This is a genomic window from Colwellia sp. RE-S-Sl-9, from assembly GCF_048296855.1.
Taxonomy (GTDB): domain Bacteria; phylum Pseudomonadota; class Gammaproteobacteria; order Enterobacterales; family Alteromonadaceae; genus Pseudocolwellia.
The window spans coordinates 1,017,576-1,044,312 of record NZ_CP182631.1 but is presented as its reverse complement, the minus strand read 5'-3'; the positions used below and the strand labels follow the sequence as shown (position 1 = coordinate 1,044,312).

Sequence of the window (26,737 nt, the reverse complement as noted above, 5' to 3'; positions counted from 1 at the left end):
CAATAAAAGCCCATTAATTGGGCGTTATATGCACTCAAATAGTATTGTTTGTTTAGCTAAAAATATTGTTATCAATCTTACTTTTGTAAGTGTTGCTATGAGTTTCGCTATTGTCGTTTTTCACTAGTCACTAATAAGCTTTGTTGTTTTTATTACTGCGTAATGTAACAAAGCTATTATTTCGTTCTGGTATTTGTGGGTAGCTCAATTTATAGTGCATTTATTACTACCGTCTTTTACTTTGAACTTCAGTAATTAAGTTAAAGTTTATCAGGCATATAACAAGCAATTGAACGGGACTTTTACAGCTGGCTGTGCTCGTTCCTCGCAAATTTTAGCCAGCAATAAAAGCCCATTAATTGGGCGTTATGCGTTTAGGAGAGTATGGTGAATTCAGCAAAAAAAGTTGTATTTTTATTTTTTATTCTCTTTACGCCATTATGCCAAGCAGCGGATTCTTTAGTTGACACATTTATTACTAAAACAGGTTTTTTGATCGATTGTAAAAAAACTATAAATGGAGATTGGCACAATTATTCATGCCCTCATGAATCAGGGTTAGACACTTTGATTCAAATGGGTGAAGCTGATATTAGTTACTCAGAAAATTTAAATTTTCAAACACTCATAGATTCTGATGCCAGATATATTCACAAAAATTTTGTAGTAAATGACTGGGAAGTTTTTCTTTCAAAAAATTCTGACAACGGTTATTCGTTAATCTCAATTTGTAATCCTTTCAACTGTTTAAGAATACTTGGAGAGTATAAAAACCTTTTCCAAAAAATTATTAATCAGCTTAAAAAAACGCATAACAAGTCGTTAAAGCAGGACAAATAACAGTTGGCTTTTGCTCCTGCGTCGCTTATTTTAGCCAACTTATTATTTGCCTCTTAACGAGGCGTTAGCCAGTTCGAGAGTATCGATGAAAGTTTTAACTATTCTATTTCTTTTTACCTTTCTCAGCTTTGACCTTTTAGCATGTTCAATTTCAGGGTATAGAGCATTTACGCCATCGCAAGAAGAATGGCAGCAACACGCAGGACCTGCTCAAAGTGATCCTTCTTCTCTTGGGGAATATTGGGAATCTGTTCCAACCCCACAAGTTAAGGTTCTTAGAATTGTTCGTGCTACTGAAAGTAGAGGTAGTTCATGTGGGGATGCTGGATTAATTGAATTTGAAATTACTTTACCTCCTAAATCTACCTATAAAATTGATGAGTTTGGTCTTTACTTTAAGTTGATTAAAGGCGATACACCTGATCTAATATTTCCAGACACACCTGTTAAAGGTCGGATTTTAAGTGACCGTAAAGCGATATTATTATTTCCTTGGTTAGATGCACCGCCTTCAAAACAGTACCAACTTGATTTAACCGTAGATGTGTTTTTTATATCAAAGGGTTTAAATATAGGGCAATCTACAACTGTTAATGTTACAGAGTAAAACTGGCTAACAAGGCGTTCAAACGGACAAAAAACAGTTGGCTGTTTCACTCCGTTCACAATTTTAGCCAACAATTTTTTGCCGCTTAACGTGGCGTTAGTTTTATAAATTAAGTCTGGTGATCATGAAAGTATTAAGTACCTTTGAAGAAGTAAGAGAAGTTGTAGGCGAACCAAATCCTGTAGCGAGTAAGAAAATTTATTCTTTCCTGAATGATAGGATGACTAATTTTGTTTCTTTGTCTCCAATCATGATGCTTTCAACGGTGGATAGTGATGGTTTTCCTACAATTTCTCCAAAAGGTGATGAAGCTGGCTTTGTAAAAGTTCTAGATAATAATACGTTATTAATTCCTGAGTTACGTGGTAATAAATTAGCTTTCTCATTATCAAATATTGTTCAACAAAACAAAGTAGCTTTAATTTTCTTAGTTCCGGGAACCGTCGAGTCTTTAAGAGTTCATGGGACTTGTCGATTGTTAAAAGGTAATGAAATCTGTAAGTCTTTAGCATCTAAGTCACACCAAGCTTTACTTGTGATGGAAGTTAAAGTAACCAACGCATATTTTCATTGTGGTAAGGCATTTCTCAGAAGTAAAATTTGGCAGCCAGATAGTTGGTCAGAAAAATTAAAAATATCGTTCGGTCAAGAGATTGCTGCTAATCTTGGAGAAAACTCAGAGTTTATAGAAACGCTAGATGCGGGTGTCAAAGAACGCTACGTCACCGACTTATAAAACTAACAAGGCGTTTAAACGGACAAACAACAGCTGGCTGTTGTTCGTGCCTCACACATTTTAGCCAGCTTTTATTTGCCGCTTAACGTGGCGTTAGGTGCAAAACATGGATTTGTTAATTATCGCGATAGTTGTACTTATAATAATTAATATTTATGTTTCTTTTAGGCTTTTAAATTGTGACTCTCTTGAGGTGTTTCAAAAAGTGGCGCAAGCAATCGTAATTTGGTTAATCCCAATAATTGGTGCAATAATAATTTATTCTTTTGTATCAAGTTACGATAAGCCTAATCCACCAAGAAATCCAAATGATGGCCAAGGTAATGATAGTATGCCCGGCGGAGTTCAGTGATAATCTGCACCTAACAAGTCATTTCAGCAGGACAAAAAACAGCTGGTTTTTGCTCGTGCCTCGCTTATTTTAACCAGCTATTTTATTGCCTCTGAATGAGGCGTTAGGTGTTAAGGGAATATATATGCAGTGTGAAGATTGTGGTGAAAAACTCAAAAAGAAAACCAAAAAGGTTAAATCAAGCATTGTAGGTCTAGCATCTATTTTAGAGTTAATAGCTGTGGTATTTGGCGGCTTAGCTTTAGCTTACCCACCAGCTTTGCCATATAAACCAATTTTACTTCCACTAGCCATTATTCTTGCTTTAGTTGGTCATTTTCTAATGTATAAGAAAGTGAAATTCATGTGGTGTAAAAGTTGTAAAACTGAGAGTGTAATTAACACCTAACAAGAAATTAAACAAGGACAAAAAACAGTTGGCTTTTTGTTCACTACGTTCACTTATTTTAGCCAACCATTTTTTGCCTGTTAATTGGGCGTTAGCTGCTTAGTCGCACATCAGAGGTCAGCATGAATATTAAATTTAGCGATGTTTTAGATCTATTTGAACTCGTCAATTTTGGTTCACCATTGGATCATGAAGGGTACATTTGTAAAGAATCAGGCAAAACATATTTTTATTCAGAGTTTGGTGATAATGAAGAGGAATTACCAGATGATATTAATGATGAAAAATATTTGGCTATCCCTCATAAAAATGAATTGAACCTTGGTAATAATCTCGCTTTCGATTTTACTCTAGAATACTTACCAACAGAATATGAAAAAGTACGTTCAATCTTTAATCGTAAAGGTGCTTATGCAAGGTTCAAATCTTTACTAGAGAGCGCTGATAAAATTGAAGAATGGTATGAATTTGAAGCAAAGCGCACTGAAGAAGCATTACGAGAATGGTGTACAGAACAAGGTATTATATAATCAGCAGCTAACAAGCTGTTAAACAAGGACAAAAAACAGTTGGTTTTGCTCCTTCGTCGCTAATTTTAACCAACTATTTTTTGCCTGTTAACAGGGCGTTATATGCACTCAAATAGTATGGTTGGTTTAGCTAAAAATATTGTTATCAAACGTACTTTTGTAAACGCTACTACGAGTATCGCTATTGTAGTTTTCCAATAGTCACTAATAAGCTTTGTTGTTTTTATTACTACGTAATGTAACAAAGCTATTATTTCGTTCTGGCATTTGTGGGTAGCTCAATTTATAGTGTGGTTATTACTACCGTCTTTTACTAGTTGCTTGTGTATTTATGTTTAGGTTTATCAGGCATATAACAAGCAATTCAACGGGACTTTTACAGCTGGCTGTGCTCGTTCCTCGCAAATTTTAGCCAGCAATAAAAGCCCATTAATTGGGCGTTATGTACAAATTGTGTAAATCTAACTATGGAGAGTAATATGGATATAAATTTAACAACGGGTTCAGTAGCTTTTTTATTTGGGATTTTGAGTGCTAAATGGGCAATGGAATTAGGTTATTCACAATTCACCCAGATAATTATTTTCTGTTTAGGTTTAATAGCTGGACCGCTAGTATTATTTTTCTTATACATTCGTCTTTTATATCAACGTAAAGAAAATAATCAATCAGGTACTAAGTTTTTTGGCCATCAAGAAAAAGAAGTTAATCAAAGCAGTAATTGTACATAACAAGCAATTCAACGGGACTTTTACAGCTGGCTGTGCTCGTTCCTCGCAAATTTTAGCCAGCAATAAAAGCCCATTAATTGGGCGTTATATGCAATTCATGTAGTAGGGGGCTTTAGCTAATAATTTGGTTATTAACTTTTACTTTTGTAAACGCTGCTACGGGTTTCGCTATTATAGCTTTGCAATAGCCACTAATAAGCTTTGCCTTGTTAAAGAGACTTTTGTGGCAAAGCTATTATTTCGTACTGGCATTTGTGGGTAGCTCAATTTATAGTGCGTTTATTACTATCGTCTTTTACTTCTGGCTTTTGTATTTTAGTTCAGGTTTATTAGGCATATAACAAGCAATTCAACGGGACTTTTACAGCTGGCTGTGCTCGTCCCTCGCAATTTTAGCCAGCAATAAAAGCCCATTAATTGGGCGTTATATGCACTCAAATCGTATTGTTGCTTTAGCTAAAAATATTGTTATCAAAAGTACTTTTGTAAACGCTGCTACGGGTTTCGCTATTATGGTTTTTCAATAGTCACTAATAAGCTTTGTTGTTTTTATTACTGCGTAATGTAACAAAGCTATTATTTCTTTCTGGTATTTGTGGGTAGCTCTATTTATAGTGCGTTTATTACTACCGTTTTTTACTTCTAACTTTTGTATTTAAGTTCAGTTTTATCAGGCATATAACAAGCAATTCAACGGGACTTTTACAGCTGGCTGTGCTCGTTCCTCGCAAATTTAGCCAGCAATAAAAGCCCATTAATTGGGCGTTAACTGCCAAGGATAGTTATGTATAACCTGATAATTGGGTACATTGGCCCTAAAGATCCAAGTAACGAGATTATTGTGGCTGCTTCTCGTTTCCTTGAATATACAGATTCAGAAACTCAAATGCGTTATAGAACGCTTACTCCTGAAACAGTAAGAGAAATTAAAAATTTCCCTGCACTCGTTATGCATGAACATTGCGAAGACGGTGCATTTGTAGCCAAAATAATCAATATTACCAACCACGGAAGGGATTATAAGCTCACCTTTCAACGAGATGATTCTATTGGAATAATTGATAACCAAAATGTCGTAAGACTTGCGTTAGAGCTGGGGATTACTGACTTTGAATTTTCCCGCACTCATTGGGCGATTAAAAATACCGATTTACATCGGATTCTTGCAGAAAATCAGGTAAAACCTTTAGTCCCTGAGCAAGGGTTCATAGAGCAGAACAAGCCTGCTGTAGCAGGTAGCAATTTTAACAAAGAGCAGATTTTTATAGTTCATGGCCATGATGAGCATGCTAAAAACGATGTTAAAGCATATGTTGAATCAAAAGGTTTAGAGCCAATAATTCTGCATATGCAGGCAAGCGGCGGAAGAACGATCATCGAAAAGATTGATCACTACAGTAACGTAGGATTTGGTATTGTTCTCTATACAGAGTGTGATGTGGGAGCTAAAAGAGACTCTTTGAACTACAAGTGGAGAGCGAGACAAAATGTCGTATTTGAACATGGTTATCTAATCGCTAAACTCACGCGTTCGCGAGTTGCAGCGTTGGTTAAAGGCACTGTTGAAACTCCTAATGATATTAGTGGTGTTATCTATGTTGCAATGGATGCTGTAGGCAATTGGAAAGAAGAGTTAGATGAAGAACTAAAGGCTGCTGGTTACGATGTAAATGGCAGTTAACAAGCTGTTTAACAAGGACAAAATACAGTTGGCTTTTTGCTCCTTCGTCGCTTAATTTTAGCCAACTATATTTTGCCCATTAACAGGGCGTTAGCTTGAAAGGAACGCATAGTGAAAGTATTTATCTTCGCAGTTATATTTTTTATAGCAGGGTGCAGTACGACAAATCAAAAAGATAAGGTAGTTAAAAAACAATATGAGGGGCTTACTATGAAGCAATATTCTAGTAACCTAAAAGTTAATAGGTATTGTGCTAAATATGCTGTAGATGTTATGGAAACCTACCTGGCGGCTAAGCACGGTTTAACAAAAAATCTTGTTAGTCTTGGGCCGTTCATGACTTGGGAAACAGTCAAAGAATTAGAGGATTTAGCAAAAGCTAAAGAAAATATCGATTTGGTTCAGGGGTATTATTTCGGGCGTTGCATGCGAAATCACCATGATATAGAAACTCCTAGTTATTTGGAGTTAAAACCTCTGTATAATCAATGTTTAACAAATGAAAATATTATTATGGCTTGTGCTAGTACTGTTACTGTTAAATTTTCAAGCTAACAAGTTGCTTAAACGGACACAAACAGCTGGCTGTGCTCGTTCCTCGCAATTATAGCCAGCCATTTTTAGCCGCTTAGCAAAGCGTTAGGGCTCTGACTTGTACACACTCAGTCATGGTAATACATAGAAAAATAAAGGGCGTAAATTAATGATGAAGGTCAGCTTTTTTGATCGGAGAGTTATTGAAAACTTTCTAAAGATTACCGCTATTATAAGTACAACTTTATCATTGCTTGTAATTTTCGTTGACATACCAAAAGAGTGTAAAAACTTATACGGCGGGGGGTTCTTGGTATCCCTAGTGCTGATCTATCTTGGAATATGGTTGTGGTCTAACAAACTCACTAAGATCAACGTCAAAATCGAAGAAAGTGATGTAACAATAAAAGTAGGCGACATTTTCCAAGAGCCTGATTTTAAAGTTATCGCTTTCAATGAATACTTTGATACGCAAGTGGATAATAAAGTAATTTCTGAAATATCCCTGAATGGGACTTTTATTCAAACATATCTTGATATTACTGTCGCAGAATTAGATGAGCACATAGCCGCTTATGAATTTGATCAAGATGAGCTTGTAGGCACTAATGAAGATAGAAAGCAGGGAAAAAAGCAACGCTATCAACTTGGTTCTATTTGTATATACAAGAATTATCTACTGACAGCCTTAACTAAGTTTGATGATTCGAATAAGGCTTTAATTACAATGCCAGAGTATTTAGAGTTTTTGATTAATTTCTGGGACAAAGTAAATAGGGTCTATGCACAAAAAAATGTAGCAACCCCCATATTTGGCTCAGGTATAACACGAATTCAGGGTCACAAAAATATAAGTGATGAAGACTTGCTTAAAATTATGCTTTGGACTTTTAGGATTAGTGAGATGCGGTTTAAATACCCAGCTAGACTTACGATTATTATCCACAAGGACAAGATTGATAAAATTAATCTCTTAGATATAAAGTCAGCTAGAAACGGTATTTGAATTTTCGGAAGGAAACCTTGTGAGGTGAGATAAAATTTATATGAAATATATTGGAGCTAAAGATGGCTTATCGTAACGGAACATATGTTGCCTTCCATGCTGGCGGAACTACAGATCCAACGAAGTCAGACATAAAGTATTACAACACTATGAAAATGTGGGATGCTAGCAAGAATATTGATTTCAACCTCTGTAATAGCCATGAAAAAACAGGGGCGGTAAGGGATTCCTCTCAAAAAGAAACCTTAAGAAGAAGCTTAGTCACAAGACTTAAGAATTCTAAGCAGTTTCTCTTGATACTGACAAAAACAACTAAAAATGATACAGATTGGGTTCCTTTCGAAATAGCATACGCTGTAGACAATTGTGAATTACCCTTAATACTGGCGTATCCCGATTTTAATTCAATTATGGCTCCAGCAGAATTATATGATTATTGGCCTCCAGCACTAAAATCCCGAATCGAAAATGGGTCGGCAAGAGCTATTCATATTCCTTTTAAAAAAGCCCCTGTTCTGGATGCTTTGAGTCAATTTAATATAAATAACAAAAATTATCCTACAAATGGGTATGGTTTCTACACTCGTGAGGCCCATCAAGAATGGGGCTTGGTATAGCCCTAACAAGCGCATATTGTCGGACTTGTTTTCCGCTGCGCTCCAAACCAGCCGCAAATGCGAGCGTTAGAGTACTCATGAGATTAGCATTCTATATATCTATATTATTACTAATTAGCTCCTGTTCAAAGCACGAGAAGTTATTAGATTTTAGTGGGGAATTTAAGTTTTCAACTGATGTAGCACATTTCATGTATGTTCAAACGATACCAAAAATTATTAATGGCGAAACATGTGACTACCCAGTAAAAGAATACGAAGTAATTAAGACCTTTAAAGGTGAACTAAAGCAAGGTGAATTAATTAGGGTTTTAGCTACTGGTAATGAAGCTAAGGGCGATGAAAGTATTTTACTGCTTTACCGAGAGAGTATTGAAGATTATAGGGTACCTAATAAATGCGTTATTGATAGAGTTCAAAACTATAAATCTGTAATGCTGTCATATGTTATTAAGGAGGTATCTGCCTCTAACAAGAGTGTTATTTTCTTTGAGATGCCAGATTCTGAAACTAGAGGCCCAGACATATTAATTGGCTTACGTGATGTATATAGTAAGCTAGAAGAGTTTGGTGAAAAGTACTCTAACAAGTAAATCAACAAGGACACGTAACAGTTGGCTACGTTTCGCTTCGCTACACAATTTTAGCCAACCATTACTTAGCCTGTTATTTGGGCGTTAGCTTTACAAGGAAGATATGAGTTATTTTCAGGTTTTGTTAGAAGGTGAGAACTTTTTTGTAGAGTTCGAAGGCAAAGAAGAACTACTTGGCTTTGTTACGACTCGATGGGTCAAAGCAAGCGATGAAAAACAAGCAGAGTTAAAGGCCGTAGAACTAATCAAGAATGACACCCACATTCAAAATATACTTAGGACATCAGAAAGCGAATTACCTTCTCCAATGATCTATTTAAGTGACATGTGCAAAGTTAATTGGTTTACTTATATTAGGCGAAATCCTGGTTCAGGTTACTCGTTTTATCCAATGGAGCAAGAGTAAAGCTAACAAGCAAATTAACAGGACTAAAAACAGTGGGCTCATCGCTTCGCTCAAATTTAGCCCACAATTTTTAGCCCGTTATTTGGGCGTTAGAGTTCTATGCAAATGTCGAAACTATGGAAGGCTCGTTTATTACTTATTATTTTGGGTTTATCTAGTCTTTATATGGCAGATCGAGATTCAACGGATGGTGAAGCTACCAGAGTAGGTATGAACTTGAAAGAATCTGAAAACCCAACATTGTTTAAAATTGAGTTACTTAAGAAGTATGGTGGTGGTATTTTTCTTATCTGTGTCGGACTATTTATGCGAGAGAAAAAGAAGCCTGATAAAGAGGAGTAGATGAACTCTAACAAGGCGTTCAAACGGACAAAAAACAGTTGGCTGTTTCACTCCGTTCACAATTTTAACCAACATTTTTTTGCCGCTTAACGTGGCGTTATATTTCAAGGAGTATTAAATGAGCAATGGTTCATCCATAGAAGCGTGGTTATTCATATTAATTATCATTGCTTCCATAATTGGAGTTTTTGTTGTCGGTGCGATCGCTGTAAAACTTTATAGAAAGTTTCGACCATTTGAAGAAGAAGTTTCCGATGGATTTAGTATTTCCGTTTCTCATAAAGCTCAACAAGATGGTTTCTTTAAAATATTACTCATTGGTTTAGTCTTATGTTCTCCGGCTTTATATTACGTATATTCCGCAATGTGATTTGAAATATAACAAGCAAATCAACAGGACTAAAAACAGCGGGCTCTTCGCTTCGCTCAAGTTTAGCCCACAATTTTTAGCCCCTTATTTGGGCGTTATAAGCCACAAGGATAGTATGAAGATTGTTTTAAAGTTTATAGGATTAATTTGGGCTGTTTCATTTTTTTCATTTTTCATCCTTTCTTTCTATTCAGGCTCTGGTGGTGAAATACCTCCCATTGCCCAAAAGTATGTAATCAATTTTCAGGGCTTATTAGAGTCTTTTTTAACTTCCCAGTGGTTTTTTATTGTCTTTGTAGCAGGTTGGTTTGGAGTCTCTTATTCGTTAGGAAAAGAAAGTGGATGGCAAAAATTAGCGAAAAAATATGGAAGTAATAAAGACGAAAATCCAGATGAAAATTTCCAAACCGGAAATGGGTATATCGGAAAAACAAGGCATAATGGTATTTTAAAGGTTTCTGCAAATAACAAAGGACTTTATTTAAGGGTACTTTTCCCTTTCAAGTTTGGTCATAAAAACTTGTTTATTCCTTGGGGAGACATTGCAGCTATTACATAGGAAAGTGGATCGTTTTCTAAAAAAACACCTAGTTTTCTTAAGCGTATGGGTAAATTAATTTCTGGCACTGAGTACTTAAATATTAAATTGCACCAGTTTCCAGAGCAGCGATTAACTATTCAAAGCTCTGAACAACTACTTGGTTTTATACCAAAAAACATTAAGAAATAGGTGTGGAGTAAGTGGCTTATAACAAATCATTAAAGCAGGACAAAAAACAGTTGGCTTTTGCTCCTTCGTCGCTAATTTTAGCCAACAATTTTTTGCCTCTTAATGAGGCGTTAGGCACTTAGTGTAGCTTACAATTGTTCATACGAAATCGAAATATTTAAAATTAAAAAAAAGTTTATTATGCCATTAAACGTAACAGTCAAAACGGAAGTGATTAAAAACACCGAGAAATACGAAGTCCGCATTCCTCACTTATATCTTGATACTAGGGGGGCGTAACCGTAGGAATTGGCCATTTAATTCCAAATAAGGCGGCTATGGCTACCGTAACAATGTATAAAAAAGACGCCAATAATGTGCTTGTGGTGGCCTCGCTGGCAGAGAAGCAAGCGGAGTATGATGCAGTTAAAAAGCAACCTTTCAGCTTTGTCGTAATGCAAACTCTTATAAGGCGCATACGACCTTGGCAATGAAAGATCACGATATTGTGGCGCAAAAAGCAAAACATATCTTAACGTACTATACAGAACTGACAAAGTATTACACCACGGCAAACGGCTTTGCCAAAAACTTTGATGTGATGCCTCACGCGGTGCAAAAAGCCTTATTTGATATGGTCTTTAATTTGGGTATCACAAAGTTGCGAACGCAATACGTAAAGATGAATAATTCAATTAAAAGTGAAAACTGGTCTGCGGCGGCTGCCGAGAGTAAACGTATCGGTATAGCTCCGAATCGAAATACCTATGTTGAGAACCTGTTTCGTTCTGTTCAAAAACTGCCAAAAAAACCTTAGAGGTCGTTATGAAGTCTCCATTAATTAGCCCTTACAGGGTATACCTAAGTATTGTTTTTTGCTTGCTGAGTGCTTGTGCTTCGCATAATCAAACATCTACGCCTCCAGTGGATACTGAAGTTGCATGGTTAAACCCTTTGATGCTTGGCGAGAGAGTCAAAACCGACGGTTACTTATCAGATATTCAATTCACTATTGAATTTACAGGGCAGGATGAAAAGCCCTTTACCGTAAAAGAGTGCTCTTTGGTGCTTCACAGTGGTGAGGGTGCGGTGGTTGAGCGAGAATATCACCGTTGGCAGTGGCTTAAAGATAACTGTATTGCGGCCAATAAGTTTTTTGATGCACCAAAATCCGCCAAGAGTTATTGGCCTAAAGTGTTTGATTTTGATTTGATCAAACGCTTTCCTGCCACAGCCATCCCCTATTTAGGCGGCCAAGGTTTAGATGGGCGCGCGGGAACACTGTCGGCCTATGATGCAAGTCTGACTCTTGTGGAAGCACTGGATGAAAACCGTGTTTCGGTAGAAGTAGATAATTTGGATGTGCATTACGTGCAAGTAGCGCGTGCAGACTTTAATCGAGATGGCATTCAAGATGTTTTTATGCGTATGGATTGGTATGTGAAAGATGCATTTGGTAAGGGAACGGATTGGGTGGTATTAACGAAACTATCTCCCGATGCAGCCCCGATGATGCTTTGGCGAAAATAATAATAGACATATGATGCATGCGGCGTGCCTAACAAACAACTGCAAGCGACACATTTTATTACGCCGTTTTTGTGTATATGTCGCAAGCTCCAATTATTACACAAAAACCCTACATAAAATGCGCGCCTGAGTTGGGCGTTATATGCACTCAAATAGTATGGTTGGTTTAGCTAAAAATATTGTTATCAAACGTACTTTTGTAAACGCTACTACGAGTATCGCTATTGTAGTTTTCCAATAGTCACTAATAAGCTTTGCCTTGTTAAAGAGACTTTTGTGGCAAAGCTATTATTTCGTTCTGGTATTTGTGGGTAGCTCAATTTATAGTGTGGTTATTACTACCGTCTTTTACTTTGAACTTGTGTATTTATGTTTAGGTTTATCAGGCATATAACAAGCAATTCAACGGGACTTTTACAGCTGGCTGTGCTCCTGCGTCGCGATTTTAGCCAACAATTATTTGCCTCTGAATGAGGCGTTATATAGCATAGGAAGTTTAGCTAATGTTTCCTTATTTTTTAATTACCCTTTTGCTACCTCAAATTATATTTAGATTTTTATATCCAAATAAAAATTATGCAAAGTTAACTTTTGGGCAGCAATTCAGAATCAACTCAACTTTAATAACAATATCTTTTGCTCTTATGTTTATAGTTAATATTACCATTACAAAGTATTTTCCAGAACATGAGCTTATTAATAATAAAGTATGGTGTTGCATGCTATTACTCTACATTTTCGGAGCTTCAATTTTTAATGCTATAAGCAAATACGTCGACAGCTTTGATAATCAAAAGTAAATGCTATATAACAAGAACATCAAACGGAAAAATTACAGTTGGCTTTTTCCGCTGCGCTTCAAATTTTAGCCAACTTTAATTTTCCGCTTATGTAAGCGTTATGTACAAATTGTGTAAATCTAACTATGGAGAGTAATATGGATATAAATTTAACAACGGGTTCGGTAGCTTTTTTATTTGGGATTTTGAGTGCTAAATGGGCAATGGAATTAGGTTATTCACAATTCACCCAGATAATTATTTTTTGTTTAGGCTTAATAGCTGGACCGCTAGTATTATTTTTCTTATACATTCGTCTTTTATATCAGCGTAAAGAAAATAATCAATCAGGTACTAAGTTTTTTGGCTATCAAGAAAAAGAAGTTAATCAAAGCAGTAATTGTACATAACAATTCAACGGGACTTTTACAGCAGGCTGTGCTCGTTCCTCGCAAATTTTAGCCAGCAATAAAAGCCCATTAATTGGGCGTTATGTCACCAAATTAAATATGGAGAAATAATCTAATGCCAGTAATAAAATTAGAATGTTATTGTGGGAAGGTTAGAGGAAAAACTCAAAATTTAAATAAAAATTCCGGTACAAGAATTATGTGTTGCTGCGATGACTGTCAATCGTTTGCTCAACATTTAAATCAAGAAAATATATTAGATCAATACGGTGGTACGGACATATTTCAAATGCCGATTTCTAATATAAAAATTACAGAAGGAATTGAACAAGTTTCGTGTATTATACCATTCCATCTTAAGTTTTTCCCACCTTAATCCAATCTCTACTACACATTTTCATGACCCGCTTTGCATCACTCACAAATGAGTTCCATGCATCAGAGCAAGCATCGAGGATGTCATCATAGCCTTGAAAGCACCTATTCGCTAAATGATGTTGGCGCAACCAACTCCAAACTTGCTCTATTGGATTCAACTCGGGTGAATACGGTGGTAACTTAATGATCGTTACGTTGTTAAATTTATCAGCAAGGTAAGCTTGGTGCCATGCAGCACCATCGACAACGATCACCGCATGTCGTCCTTCTTGAGTTTTTTGAGAAATTAAAGCCAAATGTTGTTCCATTACATCCATGTTCATTACTGGAGAAATCAGTGCCTCAGTTGCGCCTGTTGATGGGCAAACAGCACCAAAAAGGTAAGCGTATTCAAACTGTTGTTGCCTAACGGCTCTCGGTCTTGTTCCTTTCTCTGCCCAGAGCCTTGTCGTTGTATTTTGCTGTCCAAAACGTGCTTCGTCTTGGAACCACACATCTATCTCTTTAAGCCTCACATTCCATGGGAGCGTGCGGATCATTTCACTTTCGAATTTTTTTTAAAATCTTCTTGTACTTCATCAGACTGTTTTGGGTGTCGTGAGCGACTTGTTATCCAGCTAAATCCCATTGATTTTAATAACTTATAAATGGCGTTGGGATGATAATCAACATCAAAATTAGCGTTGATATATAGTCGGATACACTCACCCGTTAGTCGTCCACCCATATCGGATTGGCATTGAGCCTTTATATATTGACTCAATATTTCTTTATCTTGCTCTGTAAGATAGCTAGGTCGCCCTGTAGGTTTTTTACTCTCAAGACCAAGTAAACCTTTGCTGATGTAGTTCGCAACCCAATCATTAACAATTCTTCTACTTATATTAAGTGTTCTAGCAACTTCTGATCTATTCTTACCCGATTTAAAGTGTGAAACGGCTAGCAAGCGTAGCCTCATTCGATGATCTTTTACTTTGTTGGAGAGTATTTTTAATTCTTGTGAGCTATGAGTGTTCAATGTGATTTATTATGAGTAAATAAATGACATTAGATCATATAATTAGACTAATTGGTATTAGACTAATTCCTAAAGGTATGTATCGTTGGTATACAAAATGTTGCAATACTCCAATAGGTAATTCAATGGGGGCAGGAGTTCCTTTCATTGGAATTATTCATAGTTTCATGGACAATGCTTCTACCCGAGATGAAGAGTTAGGGAAAAATAGAGGTCACATTCAAATAAAATTTGCTAAGAAAGAAGTCCCCACTGATCTAAAAGGCTCATCTTTTAAGATTATTCTTAGAAGCCTTTCCAAGCTTGTTGTTTGGAAAATAAAAGGACTTAATAAACCTTCTGTATTTTTCGATGATAACGGAAAGCCTATTGTTGAACCAAACATTCTAAATTAAGAATGTTTGGTGGCGTTGCAAGTGACATAACAAGGCGTTCAAACGGACAAAAACAGTTGGCTGTTTCCCTCCGTTCACAATTTTAGCCAACAATTTTTTGCCGCTTAACGTGGCGTTATGTGTCATCAGGTCGTGATATGGATCGAATAGAGTTAGGTAATGTAGGTGAAAGCCTAGCTGAAGAGTTAGAAGCTCATTCAAACAAATACCATGTTAAATCAGACAAGCATGAAATACTTGCTTGGGAAGCGGTGGGAGTAAGAGGAATGGCACAGCAGCTTTTAGATTTAGTAAAATGTACCTATGAACTTGAAAGTTCCGCATTGTTTAGCTCTTGGGGGGAAAGTTTAGTTTTCGAAGAGTTCGAGCTAAGTGAGAAAGTTAAATTGTTTCGGAAAAAGTATGCCGAGTTCAAAAACACATAACAAGGCTATGCACCGAAACATCTAGGCTACGTTTTGCAATTTATGCACTACGCTGCCGCTTCGTTAACATAAATTACAACTACGCCTAGCTGTCCGGTGATAGCGGCGTTATATGCACTCAAATAGTATGGTTTGTTTAGCTAAAAATGTTTTTATCAAAGGTGCTTTTGTAAACGCTGCTACGAGTTTCGCTATTATAGTTTTTCAATGACCACTAATAAGCTTTGTTGTTTTTATTACTTCGTAATGTAACAAAGCTATTATTTCGTTCTGGCATTTGTGGGTAGCTCAATTTATAGTGCGTTTATGACTACCGTCTTTTACTTCTAACTTTTGTATTTAAGTTCAGTTTTATCAGGCATATAACAAGCAATTCAACGGGACTTTTACAGCTGGCTGTGCTCGTTCCTCGCAATTTCAGCCAGCAATAAAAGCCCATTAATTGGGCGTTATATGCAATCAGCCGAGTATCGATGCAAATTAATCTGAAAAACAAATTTAACCCTAAGATCTTATTCGGTATTACGATATTTTTATTCCTTTTACCATATGTGATTTTTGATTATTCTTTAAATGATATTGGTTCAATTTTTGCCCTAGCTAAATTAACTATCTTTTTAGTTTTTGGTTTATATTTTTTATACCTTTTTATTTGTTACACCTTTGTATATGTTCGTATGAAAATTCGAAATAATCGTTCTAAAAAAAATGAAACTATCCGTAAAGAAGAGGCCAAAGCTAAAGAAGAAAAATATAGGCAATGGTATAAGGAAACATATGATGATTGAGTGTACGCAATTGCATATAACAAGAACATTAAACGGAAAAATTACAGTTGGCTGTTTTTCGTACCTCAAACATTTTAGCCAACAATTTTAAGCCTCTGAATGAGGCGTTATGTTTCTATACTAATCTGTCAATCGCAACTTTATAGACTTTTCCTTTATCACGTTTTCCAACAGAAATTACAGTCACAGTAACTACAGAGTCATTCACCTCATAAACTAACCTGTAGCCAGCTTGCCTAAGTTTTATTTTGTAAAGCTCATTGCCCCCAGATAGTTTTGCGCTATCAATGTGCGGATTTTCTAAAATATCTACTAGCTTTTTCTTAAATTGAGTTTGAATTGTAGCGCCAAGCTTTTTCCATTCTTGTAATGCTGACTTTTTAAATTCTAACTCATAACTCATTTAAGCTAACCTTCACGCTAGCTTCATTTTTGCGCTGCTCAGCAATTGCTAATAACTCTAGGTCTTCCATGTGATCCATCATAAATTCATACGTATCTGCTGGTATACAATAAAAAGCAGGTTCATTTCTATTTAAAACAGCAATTGCTTCACCATGAGCGCTTAAAGCAACCTTCATTGGATTAGCTTTTAATTCGCTTATACTTGCAGCAGCTTCAGTTAATATTCTAGTTGTCATACTATCACCAGTACTTTAAAGTGGTCGTTAATTAGGTTTAGTATAAACCAAGAAACATAACAAGTCACTTAAAAGGACAAATAACAGTTGGTTTTTTCTCCTGCGTCGCTTATTTTAACCAACTATTTTTAGCCTCTTAATGAGGCGTTATATGCAATTCATGTAGTAGGGTGCTTTAGCTAATAATTCGGTTATTAACTTTTACTTTTGTAAACGCTGCTACGGGTTTCGCTATTGTACTTATTCACTAGTCACTAATAAGCTTTGCCTATTTAAAAGACTTTTGTTGACAAAGCTATTATTTCGTACTGGCATTTGTGGGTAGCTCAATTTATAGTGCGTTTATGACTACCGGTTTTTACTAGTTGCTTATGTATTTATGTTCAGGTTTATCAGGCATATAACAATTTAACGGGACTTTTACAGCTGGCTGTGCTCGTTCCTCAAAATTTTAGCTTAACAGGGCGTTAGGGCACTATGGGAAAGTTTGAGTATGCTAATCATGGGTTAAAATTTAATTTACCTGAAAAATGGCAAGTTGTAGATGACGATATAGAAGAGCCAATTCGAGCCGTAACGATAGAATGCGATGAAAGCGGCTCATGCTGGAGTGATATTTATCAAGCACATCAGGCACCTGAAATAAGTCAGTATATCAATAAGCAGGTTCAACATTTCGTTAATGAGTTGCCAGACGGGTATGAGGTTGATGGAGAAATTAAAACGGAAAGATTAAATATCAAACATTCTCATAATGAATATCAGGGATTTTTACTCATGTTTAATGTCTCTATCCCTAGTGGCGAAAGTATCGGTTATGAAAATATGTATTTTAAATTAAACACTGGTGAAAAAGTTAGTATGTTGAGTAGCCAATATACCGAAGATGAGCGAAGTCCAATATTAGATGGCATCAAAATTATACTCGAAAGCTACTCTTCAGTGTAATCCGTGCCCTAACAAGTCACTGCAAAGGACTAAAAATAGCTGGTTATTGCTCGTGCCTCGCTATTTTAGCCAACAATTTTTAGCCTCTGTTTGAGGCGTTATATTACTAATTAAGTTTGGAGTTTATTTCTAATATGGAAGTTAAAGTTTTTACTAAAACATTAAAGCCTAAGCAAAGATTTTGGCCCGGATCTGTAACACTCAGTAATGGTGGCCTTGAATCTGAAATTAATCTTTGGCTTGCGGCTAATCCCGATATAGAAATAACAAAGATTACTCAATCACAAAGTGGTGGTTCATGGATCCCTGCGACAATTGTGGTTACAGTTTGGTATTAAAAGTAATATACAAGCAATTTAACGGGACTTTTACAGCTGGCTGTGCTCGTTCCTCGCAATTTTAGCCAGCAATAAAAGCCCATTAATTGGGCGTTATTTCTCTATCGTAATTTCAACCAAAGGAGTGAATCGAAATGTTTTCACAAAAGGAAAAAAAAGACTTACAAAATATTATCCAATCAAATAAACATGAAGTTTATGTTGTTTCATTTGAAGAAATGGATGCAATAATTAAGTCTTCGCCAAAAGGTAATAATCAAAATGTTCAAGTGGCGTGGGAAAAAATTAAAGGGAAAGTAGGTGCAGGGGTGAGTTATTATGCATCTGCCGATGATGTTGTAACAATGACTAAGCTTGTTGGTGATCTAGGTGGCGTTGGTGCAAGAGCATATATAAAGAATTACAGTGGTAAACCTCATATAATACTTAAAGGCCATCCAGGCTTACGGACTATACTGACTGGAACCAAGTATGGAATAAAAAACCCGAAAGTAGTCTCTATTGGTTTAGGAAAGACGGGGGCAATATCGGCAGCAAAGCAAGGCGGGATTCTAACGGTAATTCTCTTGTCAACTTATCGAGTTGTGGATTATTTCCTGACAGATCAAGCCACACTTACTCAGCTTATTGGTACTCTAGCTACTGATATCGTAAAAGTTGGCATAGCTACAGCTGCGTCAATAGGAGCTGCAGCTATTGCTGGAGGCTTGACTCTTGCAATCGGACCAATTTTAGCTGTGGTTGTCGTAGGTGTTGGTATGTCAATGCTTCTCGAGTACGCTGATAAGAGCTTGGGGATCACTAAACGAGTTATCGCTGGGCTAGATGAATTAGAGAGTAATGCCAAAAATTACATAGCTCAACAGAAGAGAAATGCGGTAAACGCAATGGCTAAATCTGCAAATAAAATCATTGACCATACCATCAAGTCCGCGCAAAGAATTGCTATCAATTGGGTTAGGAGTGCTTTGAGGGAATATATATCACCTTCAAGGAAAATATGGTAATGGAAGATAGAGAAAAACCATCCTTATCTACTCGCATTATTGGTGCGTTACTTTTCATTACAGGCTCTTGTGCTGCATTATTTTGGTTTTTTTATCGAGTAGTAATTCTATTAAGTACTTCACAGTCAGAAGTCGTAGTATTTGATAAAGGCTCCTTTTATATGCTGGGTGTTGGTGTTGGCATGTCTGTTCTCGCTTTCGCGGCTGTTCAAGAAGGTTGGGTTGGGAAAGTATTATCAAAGAAACAGGCTGCTATTTTAACGAGGATTGCGATTGTTAGTCTTGCTTTAATCTTTATTACCCCCAACCTCTTTCACTATATTTCAGAGGCTTACTTTTCAAGTGAAGGTTACTCTGTATGTGAAGAGGCATCGAGCCAATGGTTATTTGTTCGGGATATTGTCTATATCCAAGACACAATAGAATGTAGCGCTAAACTAAATGAGAAATAACAAGGCGCTCAAACGGAAAAATTACAGTTGGCTTTTTGTTCGTGCCTCACTTATTTTAGCCAACTTTAATTTTCCGCTTATGTAAGCGTTAGTTACTACTATGAATCGAACTCATTTAGCACTTGTATTCACATTAGGGATATTCTTTTTACCAATCATTTTTTTAATTTGGGATGAAAATGTTGATCCACCTTTTATTTCAAATTCAATATATGACTTTTTGGTATACAAAATAATTCCTATCTTGGCTGGCATATTCAGTCTTATCTTTTTAGCTTTCTCGTATAGGAAATATAAGAGGTGTCGCTACTATCAACAACAAATGAAACATCATTTTGAGAACCAAGGTAAATTTCGCTTAACGTTAGGTATGATTTTTTTACCTGTTTTAGTATATGGTTGGATTTGGGCTGCTATCGGTGCTCCAATCAAATTATGGGCTTATTATTCTGTGAATGAGTATTGGTCACAGGAGTATCATTTAAGTAAGGTTGAGAGTTGTGGTAGTGACTATGAATATGAATGTACTCGCCTTACGCTTTTAGACTTGGCAAGCAATAATAAACATTCTATTAGGTGGTATTATGATAAATCATCGTTGATGAAAGTTAGAGGTAAAAATATAAATGTTATCGGTGAACAAGGATATTTCGGTTATATTATCAATGGACTGGAGTGGTAACTGCAAGCCTCCAAAGGACTAAAAAAGCTACCAGTTGCTTGTACCTCAAACATTTTGGCCAACAATTTTTAGTCTCTGAATGAGAGGTTAGGTTTTTGTTGAAGTTGTGTGTAAACTCATGTGATTTAATCTATTTGAGCTATCTATGAATGAAAAAGAATATGTAAGCGTTAGTAATTGCCCTTTATGTAACAAGCCTAACAACTGTGGCAATTTATTAAAGAGTAATAAACCGTGTTGGTGTATGGATGAGATAATTGATTTTCCTGAGAGCCTATTAAATCAAGTTGTAGATATAGCTAAAAATAAAACCTGTATTTGTAAATCTTGTGCACTAAAGCATAAACAAGATCTTTAGTAGGTTAACCATGCAAGCAGTTCAACGATATTTTTCTAGTTGACTGTTTTGTTCCTCGCAGTTTTAGCCAGCAATAAAGCCCATTAATTGGGCGTTAGCTTCCCTTGTAGATCTGTGCAGTATTCCAGCTTAGGTATTTATGAATAAAAAATATAAAATTCGTATAGATCGGGTAATTCAATATATTGAAAGCAATTTGTCTAACAAAATTTCATTGGCTGAAGTGGCAAACGTAAGTCATTTTTCGGCATATCACTTTCACCGAATTTTTACAGGTATAGTTGGTGAGACTGTTAATGATTACATTGTTAGGAGAAGGCTAGAACGAGCAGTCAATTTATTGATATTTAAAACTGAGTTATCCATTACTCAGGTAGCTTTAGATAATGGCTTTTCATCTAGTGCTAATTTTTCAAAAGCAGTAAAGCTTCATTTTGGATTTAGTCCGTCAGAAATACGAAATCCAAATAAAGTTAAAGATAGCAAGATTGGAAAAATATCTAGCAAGTATGGAAAAGATTTTAATCCCTCTGATTTGTATCCTACTCTCTTCACAAATGAAGTGATGAAAAAAAACAACTTAAAGGATACAAATATGAATATTGAAGTAAGAGATCTTGAACGCCAACGTATATGCACTTTGGCTTCAGAACGCGGTTATGAACCTGACGCTATATATCAGGCATGGGATAAGCTTATAGATTGGGTTATCAGTAATGGAATAAAACACGAAGAACAAGAACGCTTTGCTTTTGCTTTTGATAACCCAACAGTTACGCCAGTCGATAAATGTCGCTATACAGCTTCGGTAGTGATTGGTGAAAATGTACAAGTGAAATTACCATTTTCAGAATCTGAGATACCGAAAGGTAAGTACGCAGTACTCTATTTTAAGGGGACCCCAGAGGAAACAATTAAGGCTCAATTAAGTATCTATTCTGATTGGTTACCTGATAGCGGATTTGAGCCAGATAATTTTCCAATGTTAGAGCATTATCTGAATGATGCGAGAGTTGATGGTTATGTTGAAATGGAAATTCTCGTTAAACTAAAGGGAATTTAATTCGTCCGAAGGAATTGATTTAACCCCCTATCTTTAAACAGGAGCGCTTTCAGCTAGTCGTTGCGTTTATTTATAGGGGATGAAATATCGTAATGCTTCACACACCCAATATAAAATTGACCCCCATTTTGTTTGGGTAACGAAGTATCGTTATCGAGTACTGGTAGGTGATGTAGAGCTTAGAGTCAGAGAACTGACCACAACTTCTTATGGTATTGCACAAATGTATGTACATTTTTCAGCGATGACGACTGCATCACGATGCTTACCTTTTTGCATAATGAATTGAGCGTACGTAATAAATCCCCCTAATGAAACGAATATTAAATGAATATTAAACGAATATTAAATGAATATTAAATGAATATTATTATTTGTTAAGATATACTCAAATACACATTGTTAACAATATACATTTATAGGGTTATGAAAAAATTTATTACTATTTACTTTGTTATGATCAGCACCTTACTTTCGTTTTTTAGTTACGGAGGAGATAAACGGCCAAATATTGTGGTTATCCTGTCTGATGATTCGGGCTATACCGATTTAGGCAGCTTTGGTGGTGAAATTGAAACGCCTAATATTGATCAATTAGCGAAAGAAGGTATTCGTTTTAGCGACTTTTATAGTAATGCTAGATGTAGCCCAACACGCGCAACTTTATTAACGGGCGTTGATGCCGCACATGTTGGTTTTGGTGGGGGCGTTGTTGGTGACTGGGTACGTGAATTACCTTTTAAAGCACACCGAGGTAGATTGGCTTACGAGCAACCATTAATTTCAGAATTACTTGGTAGTAACGGTTATCAAACTATGATGGCTGGTAAATGGCATTTAGGAGGTAGTTATATTAAAGAACATCCTGCAGAAATGTCACCTGAATGGATAAAAACACATTCGGGCATGAAACTTACTCAAGAAGAAATGGAGCTAGATTATTTAGGGTTACCGCCGCAACGTGGTTTCCAAAAAAGTTTTGTTTTTCATGGGGCACAAGGTAACTTATTTTCATTGCCTGAAGATAAACACGAATATTATGAAGGTAATAAAAGAGCAAAACTAAAATACGATTATAATTATAACATGCACTGTTATGCTGGTAATGCCTTTAATAAGAAGCGTTATGGTGCTTGTCATGGAAAGTCAGGTAAAGCATTTTATGCTACTGATGGTGTGACAGATCGTGCTATTGATATGATCAAGGAAGCTTCTGGCAATGAAGCTCCATTTTTCATGTATGTTGCCTATCGAGCACCACATAAGCCATTACAAGCACCTGAAGAACTCGTGCAAAAATACTTAAAACGCTACGCTAACCTACAAAGCATTGCTGATGGTCGCCATAGCGGTTTAGTTAGTGCAGGTTTATTTCCAAAAAATGCTGACCTAGCTAACAATAACTTTTTATGGACTAAACAAAACAAAGAAAAAATTGAAAAATATCGCCTTCAAGCAGCTGTACATGCAGCTATGGTAGAAAAAGTAGACGAAAATGTCGGTAAGCTTATACAAGGCTTGAAAGACAGTGGTGAGTATGAAAATACGCTGATTTTATATTTTTCAGATAATGGTGCGGCATCTCATATTGGTGATCTAATGAACTCACCTTACAAAGGTGTTAAAGCGTTACTTTGGGAAGGTGGCGCGCGTACGCATGCTATTGCGAATTGGCCAGGAGTTATAAAGCCAGGGACTATTTCAAATGATTTAGTATGGGTTGGTGATATAACGCCTACGTTATTAGATATTACTAATACTCAATTTCCAGAAAAATTCCATGGTTCGACACCAAGAAAGCCAGACGGACGAAGCGTGTTAGCAAGCCTTAAAGGTGAAAAAATGTTACCGCCTGAAGCTATTTTCTTTAACGATAAAGGGCAACAAAGTGTTATTTACCAAGGTCGATGGAAGCTTTTAATTGAGGCAGGGTGGTATTTACAAACCCTTGCAAAACCTGGCATTGCTTACGAACTTTATGATTTAAAAAATGATCCCGGTGAAACTAATAATTTGGCAACATTGAAACCAGAGCTAGTAAAAAAATTAACGGCTATGTGTGATAAATGGAAAGAGGAAAATCAAATAGTTGATTATGCCGAAATAATTAAGATCAAGCCGAAAGACCCTTACTAATTATTACTTAAATTGTTTTTAGTTCCCACCGAAACCTGCATCTTGAATGGTAACGGGTATATAATATCAACTCTATGAATGAATTGAACTCTTGCATCAGTAGCAAAGATCAATTCATTCTTGAGGTTGGTACTATGCTTCTTCAGCCTTAAAATTACTTTTAAAGGTAAAAGCCTGTGGAGTTTCACCATGTTCGCGTAAGTAATAGAGTTTTTGTACCGCTTGTTCAAGCGTAGGTGTTGTTCCTTCAGGTATCCACCATAATACGTATGTATCTTCAGCTTCTTTAGTAAACCACTCACTTTTACGTTTAAAAAAATCCTTGTGGTGCGTTCTAAACATAAAATCTTTAAGTGAATCTACAGACTCCCAAACCGACATATTGACAATAGTTTTTGGATCATCAAAAAACTGGATGCTAGTAGCATCACCAGCTTCGTCTTGTAAGCGCCAGATAAAGCTAGGGCTCGATTCTGCAATGGCGTTGATTGGATCTAAGTTATCCATAAAGTCTTTCATTTCTATGGCTTCTAAATCGTATTTTGCTGTGGCGATATTTAATTGGGCTAGGTGCATGTTTGTTTAATCCTTTAAATTGTGTAAATAACCTCAACTCGGGATAAGCAAAGTTACTCAACAAGCTATTTTTATGCCTAACTTCGTTGAATTTGTTACTAATAGCCAGCTATTAGATAGAAAAATCCGCCTTGTTATACACAAAAATATCAATGTTGAGAGATTAATATAGCTTAGGAAAATAACGATACAGATTAAGTTTTGATAAAGAAGGGTTTTAATTCATTCTCTAACATTCATTAACCCGAGTTGAGGTTAAATAGCTTAAAAATTTGTATTAGTTAATATTGAATAATACGTTTATAAGGCGGTAACGAATCAAGTAGTTGTTTACCATAGCGCTTGCTTACAACACGTCTGTCCAATAATGTAATTGTACCTTCATCGCTTTCGTTTCTGAGTAATCGACCAGTTGCTTGCACCAATTTTTTAGAAGTGTCGGGTACTGATAGCGACATAAAAGGGTTGCCACCTTTAGCGGTAACGTACTCTGCTTGGGCTTCTTCAACCGGCGAAGTAGGAACTGAAAAGGGGAGCTTGGTAATAATTAAATTATTTAAGTATTTACCGGGCAAATCTAATCCTTCAGAAAAGCTTTGTGTACCAAAAATAATGCTTTGTTTATCGCTATCGCAGTTCTTTTTATGTTTCTCGATAATGTGTTGGCGTGATTGTTCACCCTGTACTTGAATTTCAAGCTTGTGTTTGTCGCGTAATGCAGCAGCTACTTTTTCCATTTGCCAATAAGATGAAAACAACACCAGTGTTGAAAAGCCTTGGTCGATAATATTGGGTAATTTTTCAATCACTTCATCAGTAAACTGATCGGCGCTTGGTTCATATTTCATATTAGGCACAATAAGTTCAGCTTTGTTTTGATAATCGAAAGGCGAGTTAACTTGCTGATATTGCGTTCCATCGTTGGTATGTAAGCCCACTTGAAATCTAAAGTGATCAAATGAGTTCAAAGCTAAAATAGTGGCTGAACATAATACGGCACCATCACATTTGCTCCATAAGTTATCTTCAAGCGTAAAACCCACTTCAATGGGAGAAGCTGAAATAACATAGTCAGAGCGTTTACCTTCAGACATTTCTATCCAACGCGCAAGCGGTGCTGCTTTTTCGTTATCTGTTTTTTCATACATTTGCCAAAGGGCATGTAGATTTTCAAGTCGTTGGATCATAAAGCCAGACTCGGCTAATAGAGGCTCAGCCAAATACATTTGGGTTTCGCCATCTTTTACCGATTCCATTAACAAGTTGTAAAGCTTGTTGGTATGGGCGAGTGATTTTTTACTTAACTCGCTAATGTCTTCAGCCCAGTTTTTTAAATTTTTAGGTATGATGCCGTTTTCAAATCGGTATTGTTTTTCTTTGGGGAAGTAAGCGGCTTTGTTGTTTTCGATAAAGGTAAAAACTTTTTGAAGCTCTACTAATAAATCTTGGCAATCGTCACCTAACTTTAAAGCGGGCGAAATTGCGCGTTGCGATTTAATAAGTTTCGCCATTTTATCGCCCGTTTCTTTTAGCTTAGTTAGCCATTCTATCGCACCTTTTACGGTAACATTGGCGCTGGAATGATCACGCGTTACTTTAGGTAAATGATGGGCTTCGTCAATAATATAAAATACGTCTTCAGGCGCAGGTAATATTTTACCACCGCCTAACTCTAAATCGGCTAACAATAAGCTGTGGTTGATAACTAACACATCGCTCATGTCCATGGTTTCACGTGCTTTATGAAAAGGGCAATGAGTATGCTCAGACAAATGTTTTAAGCAGCTGTGTTTATCGCATTGCACTTGTTGCCAAATGTAATGAGGAACACTGTCTGGCCAAGAATCTAAATCGCCTTGCCAGCTATTGTCGGAAAGCTTTTTATGCATATCGCTCAATGTTCTTACATCAGCCGCATTAGGTTTTTGTGCAAAGGTGAAGCCTGCTTGAGGGTCGTCACCATTGGTAACGGCAGCGCTGAGTTTTTGCCTACAAACATAGCGTTGGCGGCCTTTAACTAAGGTAAACGAGAAATCGAGCTTAGAATGTTTTTTTAAAAAAGGTAAATCTTTATCAACTAACTGCTCTTGTAAAGCAACCGTTGCGGTTGAAATGATCACCTTTTTGTCACGGGAAAGTGCTAAAGGGATAGAGCCTAACGAATAAGCGAGTGATTTACCTGTGCCTGTTCCTGCTTCAATGACAATGATTTTTCGATCTTTATCGTACTCACCTGCCAGTGTTTTAGCTATTTCAGCAATTAAAAAGGTTTGCTGTTTACGCGGGTTAAAGTTCGTCATATTTTCGCCAATGGCTTTGTAGCTGGTACGTATAACTTGCTTTATTGTGTCACTTAGCATGTGAAGAAGGT

At 36.4% G+C, this 26,737-nt stretch carries 36 protein-coding genes and 1 pseudogene; 32 read left to right on the top strand and 5 right to left on the bottom strand.

Annotated features, from left to right (window positions below):
• Positions 1-384 precede the first annotated feature (384 nt).
• From ACM9HF_RS04525 to ACM9HF_RS04430, 20 genes are all read left to right on the top strand, one after another.
• Positions 385-840 (top strand): hypothetical protein, encoded by a 456-nt coding sequence (locus ACM9HF_RS04525; RefSeq protein WP_473614743.1) that lies wholly within the window; start codon positions 385-387, stop codon positions 838-840.
• An 85-nt stretch (positions 841-925) separates the two neighbouring features.
• A complete protein-coding gene (locus ACM9HF_RS04520) occupies positions 926-1,447 on the top strand; it encodes a hypothetical protein (protein WP_473614741.1) in 522 nt (173 codons plus the stop codon).
• A 124-nt stretch (positions 1,448-1,571) separates the two neighbouring features.
• Positions 1,572-2,183 carry an MSMEG_1061 family FMN-dependent PPOX-type flavoprotein gene (locus tag ACM9HF_RS04515; RefSeq protein WP_473614738.1) on the top strand — a complete coding sequence of 204 codons (612 nt, stop codon included), beginning with the start codon at positions 1,572-1,574 and terminating at the stop codon, positions 2,181-2,183.
• Between the two features lie 106 nt (positions 2,184-2,289).
• Positions 2,290-2,535: a hypothetical protein gene (locus ACM9HF_RS04510; RefSeq protein ID WP_473614735.1), complete on the top strand. Its 246-nt coding sequence runs from the start codon at positions 2,290-2,292 to the stop codon at positions 2,533-2,535.
• A 124-nt stretch (positions 2,536-2,659) separates the two neighbouring features.
• A complete protein-coding gene (locus ACM9HF_RS04505; RefSeq protein ID WP_473614732.1) occupies positions 2,660-2,923 on the top strand; it encodes a hypothetical protein in 264 nt (87 codons plus the stop codon).
• Between the two features lie 122 nt (positions 2,924-3,045).
• Positions 3,046-3,453 carry a UPF0158 family protein gene (locus ACM9HF_RS04500; protein WP_473614729.1) on the top strand — a complete coding sequence of 136 codons (408 nt, stop codon included), beginning with the start codon at positions 3,046-3,048 and terminating at the stop codon, positions 3,451-3,453.
• 479 nt (positions 3,454-3,932) lie between these two features.
• Entirely contained in the window at positions 3,933-4,184 is a 252-nt protein-coding gene (locus tag ACM9HF_RS04495) for a hypothetical protein (RefSeq protein ID WP_473614144.1), read from the top strand.
• Between the two features lie 784 nt (positions 4,185-4,968).
• Positions 4,969-5,865 carry a TIR domain-containing protein gene (locus ACM9HF_RS04490; RefSeq protein ID WP_473614726.1) on the top strand — a complete coding sequence of 299 codons (897 nt, stop codon included), beginning with the start codon at positions 4,969-4,971 and terminating at the stop codon, positions 5,863-5,865.
• A gap of 111 nt (positions 5,866-5,976) precedes the next feature.
• The gene (locus ACM9HF_RS04485) at positions 5,977-6,420 is read left to right on the top strand and encodes a hypothetical protein (RefSeq protein ID WP_473614722.1); all 444 of its coding nucleotides are present in this window, start codon (positions 5,977-5,979) and stop codon (positions 6,418-6,420) included.
• 148 nt (positions 6,421-6,568) lie between these two features.
• Positions 6,569-7,405, top strand: coding sequence for a macro domain-containing protein (locus ACM9HF_RS04480; RefSeq protein ID WP_473614718.1), 837 nt, complete (start codon positions 6,569-6,571; stop codon positions 7,403-7,405).
• A 62-nt stretch (positions 7,406-7,467) separates the two neighbouring features.
• Entirely contained in the window at positions 7,468-8,022 is a 555-nt protein-coding gene (locus ACM9HF_RS04475; protein ID WP_473614715.1) for a TIR domain-containing protein, read from the top strand.
• Positions 8,023-8,213: 191 nt separating this feature from the next.
• Positions 8,214-8,615 (top strand): hypothetical protein, encoded by a 402-nt coding sequence (locus tag ACM9HF_RS04470; protein ID WP_473614712.1) that lies wholly within the window; start codon positions 8,214-8,216, stop codon positions 8,613-8,615.
• Positions 8,616-8,718: 103 nt separating this feature from the next.
• Positions 8,719-9,021 (top strand): hypothetical protein, encoded by a 303-nt coding sequence (locus tag ACM9HF_RS04465; protein WP_473614709.1) that lies wholly within the window; start codon positions 8,719-8,721, stop codon positions 9,019-9,021.
• Positions 9,022-9,126: 105 nt separating this feature from the next.
• The gene (locus ACM9HF_RS04460; RefSeq protein ID WP_473614704.1) at positions 9,127-9,363 is read left to right on the top strand and encodes a hypothetical protein; all 237 of its coding nucleotides are present in this window, start codon (positions 9,127-9,129) and stop codon (positions 9,361-9,363) included.
• Positions 9,364-9,481: 118 nt separating this feature from the next.
• Positions 9,482-9,733 (top strand): hypothetical protein, encoded by a 252-nt coding sequence (locus tag ACM9HF_RS04455; protein ID WP_473614700.1) that lies wholly within the window; start codon positions 9,482-9,484, stop codon positions 9,731-9,733.
• Positions 9,734-9,848: 115 nt separating this feature from the next.
• A complete protein-coding gene (locus ACM9HF_RS04450) occupies positions 9,849-10,292 on the top strand; it encodes a hypothetical protein (protein ID WP_473614696.1) in 444 nt (147 codons plus the stop codon).
• Between the two features lie 634 nt (positions 10,293-10,926).
• The gene (locus ACM9HF_RS04445; protein ID WP_473614693.1) at positions 10,927-11,259 is read left to right on the top strand and encodes a lysozyme family protein; all 333 of its coding nucleotides are present in this window, start codon (positions 10,927-10,929) and stop codon (positions 11,257-11,259) included.
• An 8-nt stretch (positions 11,260-11,267) separates the two neighbouring features.
• Positions 11,268-11,972, top strand: a complete 705-nt coding sequence (locus ACM9HF_RS04440) for a hypothetical protein (protein ID WP_473614689.1) — start codon at positions 11,268-11,270, stop codon at positions 11,970-11,972.
• A gap of 937 nt (positions 11,973-12,909) precedes the next feature.
• Positions 12,910-13,161, top strand: a complete 252-nt coding sequence (locus ACM9HF_RS04435; protein ID WP_473614119.1) for a hypothetical protein — start codon at positions 12,910-12,912, stop codon at positions 13,159-13,161.
• A 115-nt stretch (positions 13,162-13,276) separates the two neighbouring features.
• Positions 13,277-13,537 carry a DUF6151 family protein gene (locus ACM9HF_RS04430; protein ID WP_473614686.1) on the top strand — a complete coding sequence of 87 codons (261 nt, stop codon included), beginning with the start codon at positions 13,277-13,279 and terminating at the stop codon, positions 13,535-13,537.
• Here the strand turns inward: ACM9HF_RS04430 and ACM9HF_RS04425 are convergent.
• Positions 13,518-14,497, bottom strand: a protein-coding gene (locus tag ACM9HF_RS04425; RefSeq protein ID WP_473618254.1) for an IS630 family transposase whose coding sequence is annotated in 2 segments (ribosomal slippage) — positions 13,518-14,096 and positions 14,099-14,497 — 978 coding nt in all. Because the reading frame shifts where the segments join, the coding sequence is not laid out codon by codon here. The genes ACM9HF_RS04430 and ACM9HF_RS04425 overlap by 20 nt on opposite strands.
• Positions 14,498-14,580: 83 nt before the next feature.
• Here ACM9HF_RS04425 and ACM9HF_RS04420 point away from each other — a divergent pair.
• The 3 genes from ACM9HF_RS04420 (at position 14,581) to ACM9HF_RS04410 (ending at position 16,165) form a co-directional block, all read left to right on the top strand.
• A complete protein-coding gene (locus tag ACM9HF_RS04420; protein WP_473614683.1) occupies positions 14,581-14,952 on the top strand; it encodes a DUF6151 family protein in 372 nt (123 codons plus the stop codon).
• A 119-nt stretch (positions 14,953-15,071) separates the two neighbouring features.
• The gene (locus ACM9HF_RS04415) at positions 15,072-15,377 is read left to right on the top strand and encodes a hypothetical protein (RefSeq protein WP_473614680.1); all 306 of its coding nucleotides are present in this window, start codon (positions 15,072-15,074) and stop codon (positions 15,375-15,377) included.
• Between the two features lie 473 nt (positions 15,378-15,850).
• Entirely contained in the window at positions 15,851-16,165 is a 315-nt protein-coding gene (locus ACM9HF_RS04410) for a hypothetical protein (protein ID WP_473614677.1), read from the top strand.
• A gap of 115 nt (positions 16,166-16,280) precedes the next feature.
• On the opposite strand, the gene ACM9HF_RS04405 is transcribed toward ACM9HF_RS04410, so the two are convergent.
• Positions 16,281-16,568 carry a type II toxin-antitoxin system RelE family toxin gene (locus ACM9HF_RS04405; protein WP_473614675.1) on the bottom strand — a complete coding sequence of 96 codons (288 nt, stop codon included), beginning with the start codon at positions 16,566-16,568 and terminating at the stop codon, positions 16,281-16,283.
• Positions 16,558-16,806, bottom strand: a complete 249-nt coding sequence (locus ACM9HF_RS04400; RefSeq protein WP_473614672.1) for a type II toxin-antitoxin system Phd/YefM family antitoxin — start codon at positions 16,804-16,806, stop codon at positions 16,558-16,560. Before ACM9HF_RS04400 ends, ACM9HF_RS04405 begins: the two co-directional genes overlap by 11 nt.
• Positions 16,807-17,283: 477 nt before the next feature.
• Between ACM9HF_RS04400 and ACM9HF_RS04395 the strand changes: the two genes are divergently transcribed.
• The 9 genes and pseudogenes from ACM9HF_RS04395 (at position 17,284) to ACM9HF_RS04355 (ending at position 23,790) form a co-directional block, all read left to right on the top strand.
• Complete coding sequence (locus ACM9HF_RS04395) at positions 17,284-17,754, top strand: hypothetical protein (protein ID WP_473614669.1); 471 nt, start codon at positions 17,284-17,286, stop codon at positions 17,752-17,754.
• 134 nt (positions 17,755-17,888) lie between these two features.
• Entirely contained in the window at positions 17,889-18,092 is a 204-nt protein-coding gene (locus tag ACM9HF_RS04390) for a hypothetical protein (RefSeq protein ID WP_473614666.1), read from the top strand.
• Positions 18,093-18,226: 134 nt separating this feature from the next.
• The gene (locus ACM9HF_RS04385; protein ID WP_473614663.1) at positions 18,227-19,099 is read left to right on the top strand and encodes a hypothetical protein; all 873 of its coding nucleotides are present in this window, start codon (positions 18,227-18,229) and stop codon (positions 19,097-19,099) included.
• The gene (locus tag ACM9HF_RS04380; protein ID WP_473614660.1) at positions 19,099-19,551 is read left to right on the top strand and encodes a DUF1240 domain-containing protein; all 453 of its coding nucleotides are present in this window, start codon (positions 19,099-19,101) and stop codon (positions 19,549-19,551) included. Before ACM9HF_RS04385 ends, ACM9HF_RS04380 begins: the two co-directional genes overlap by 1 nt.
• 100 nt (positions 19,552-19,651) lie before the next feature.
• A complete protein-coding gene (locus ACM9HF_RS04375; protein ID WP_473614656.1) occupies positions 19,652-20,233 on the top strand; it encodes a hypothetical protein in 582 nt (193 codons plus the stop codon).
• 145 nt (positions 20,234-20,378) lie between these two features.
• Positions 20,379-20,591, top strand: coding sequence for a cysteine-rich CWC family protein (locus ACM9HF_RS04370; protein WP_473614653.1), 213 nt, complete (start codon positions 20,379-20,381; stop codon positions 20,589-20,591).
• A gap of 139 nt (positions 20,592-20,730) precedes the next feature.
• On the top strand, positions 20,731-21,654 hold the full coding sequence (locus ACM9HF_RS04365; RefSeq protein ID WP_473614650.1) for an AraC family transcriptional regulator: 924 nt from the start codon (positions 20,731-20,733) through the stop codon (positions 21,652-21,654).
• Positions 21,655-21,733: 79 nt separating this feature from the next.
• Positions 21,734-21,868: pseudogene (locus tag ACM9HF_RS04360) on the top strand (transposase); the annotation flags it as partial.
• A 212-nt stretch (positions 21,869-22,080) separates the two neighbouring features.
• Complete coding sequence (locus tag ACM9HF_RS04355) at positions 22,081-23,790, top strand: sulfatase-like hydrolase/transferase (RefSeq protein ID WP_473614646.1); 1,710 nt, start codon at positions 22,081-22,083, stop codon at positions 23,788-23,790.
• Positions 23,791-23,922: 132 nt separating this feature from the next.
• Here ACM9HF_RS04355 and ACM9HF_RS04350 read toward each other — a convergent pair whose 3' ends face one another.
• Together ACM9HF_RS04350 and dinG are read right to left on the bottom strand one after the other, a co-directional pair.
• Positions 23,923-24,366: a DUF3291 domain-containing protein gene (locus ACM9HF_RS04350; protein WP_473614644.1), complete on the bottom strand. Its 444-nt coding sequence runs from the start codon at positions 24,364-24,366 to the stop codon at positions 23,923-23,925.
• Positions 24,367-24,647: 281 nt separating this feature from the next.
• Positions 24,648-26,726, bottom strand: a complete 2,079-nt coding sequence (dinG, locus tag ACM9HF_RS04345; RefSeq protein ID WP_473614641.1) for an ATP-dependent DNA helicase DinG — start codon at positions 26,724-26,726, stop codon at positions 24,648-24,650.
• Between the last annotated feature and the right edge of the window lie 11 nt (positions 26,727-26,737).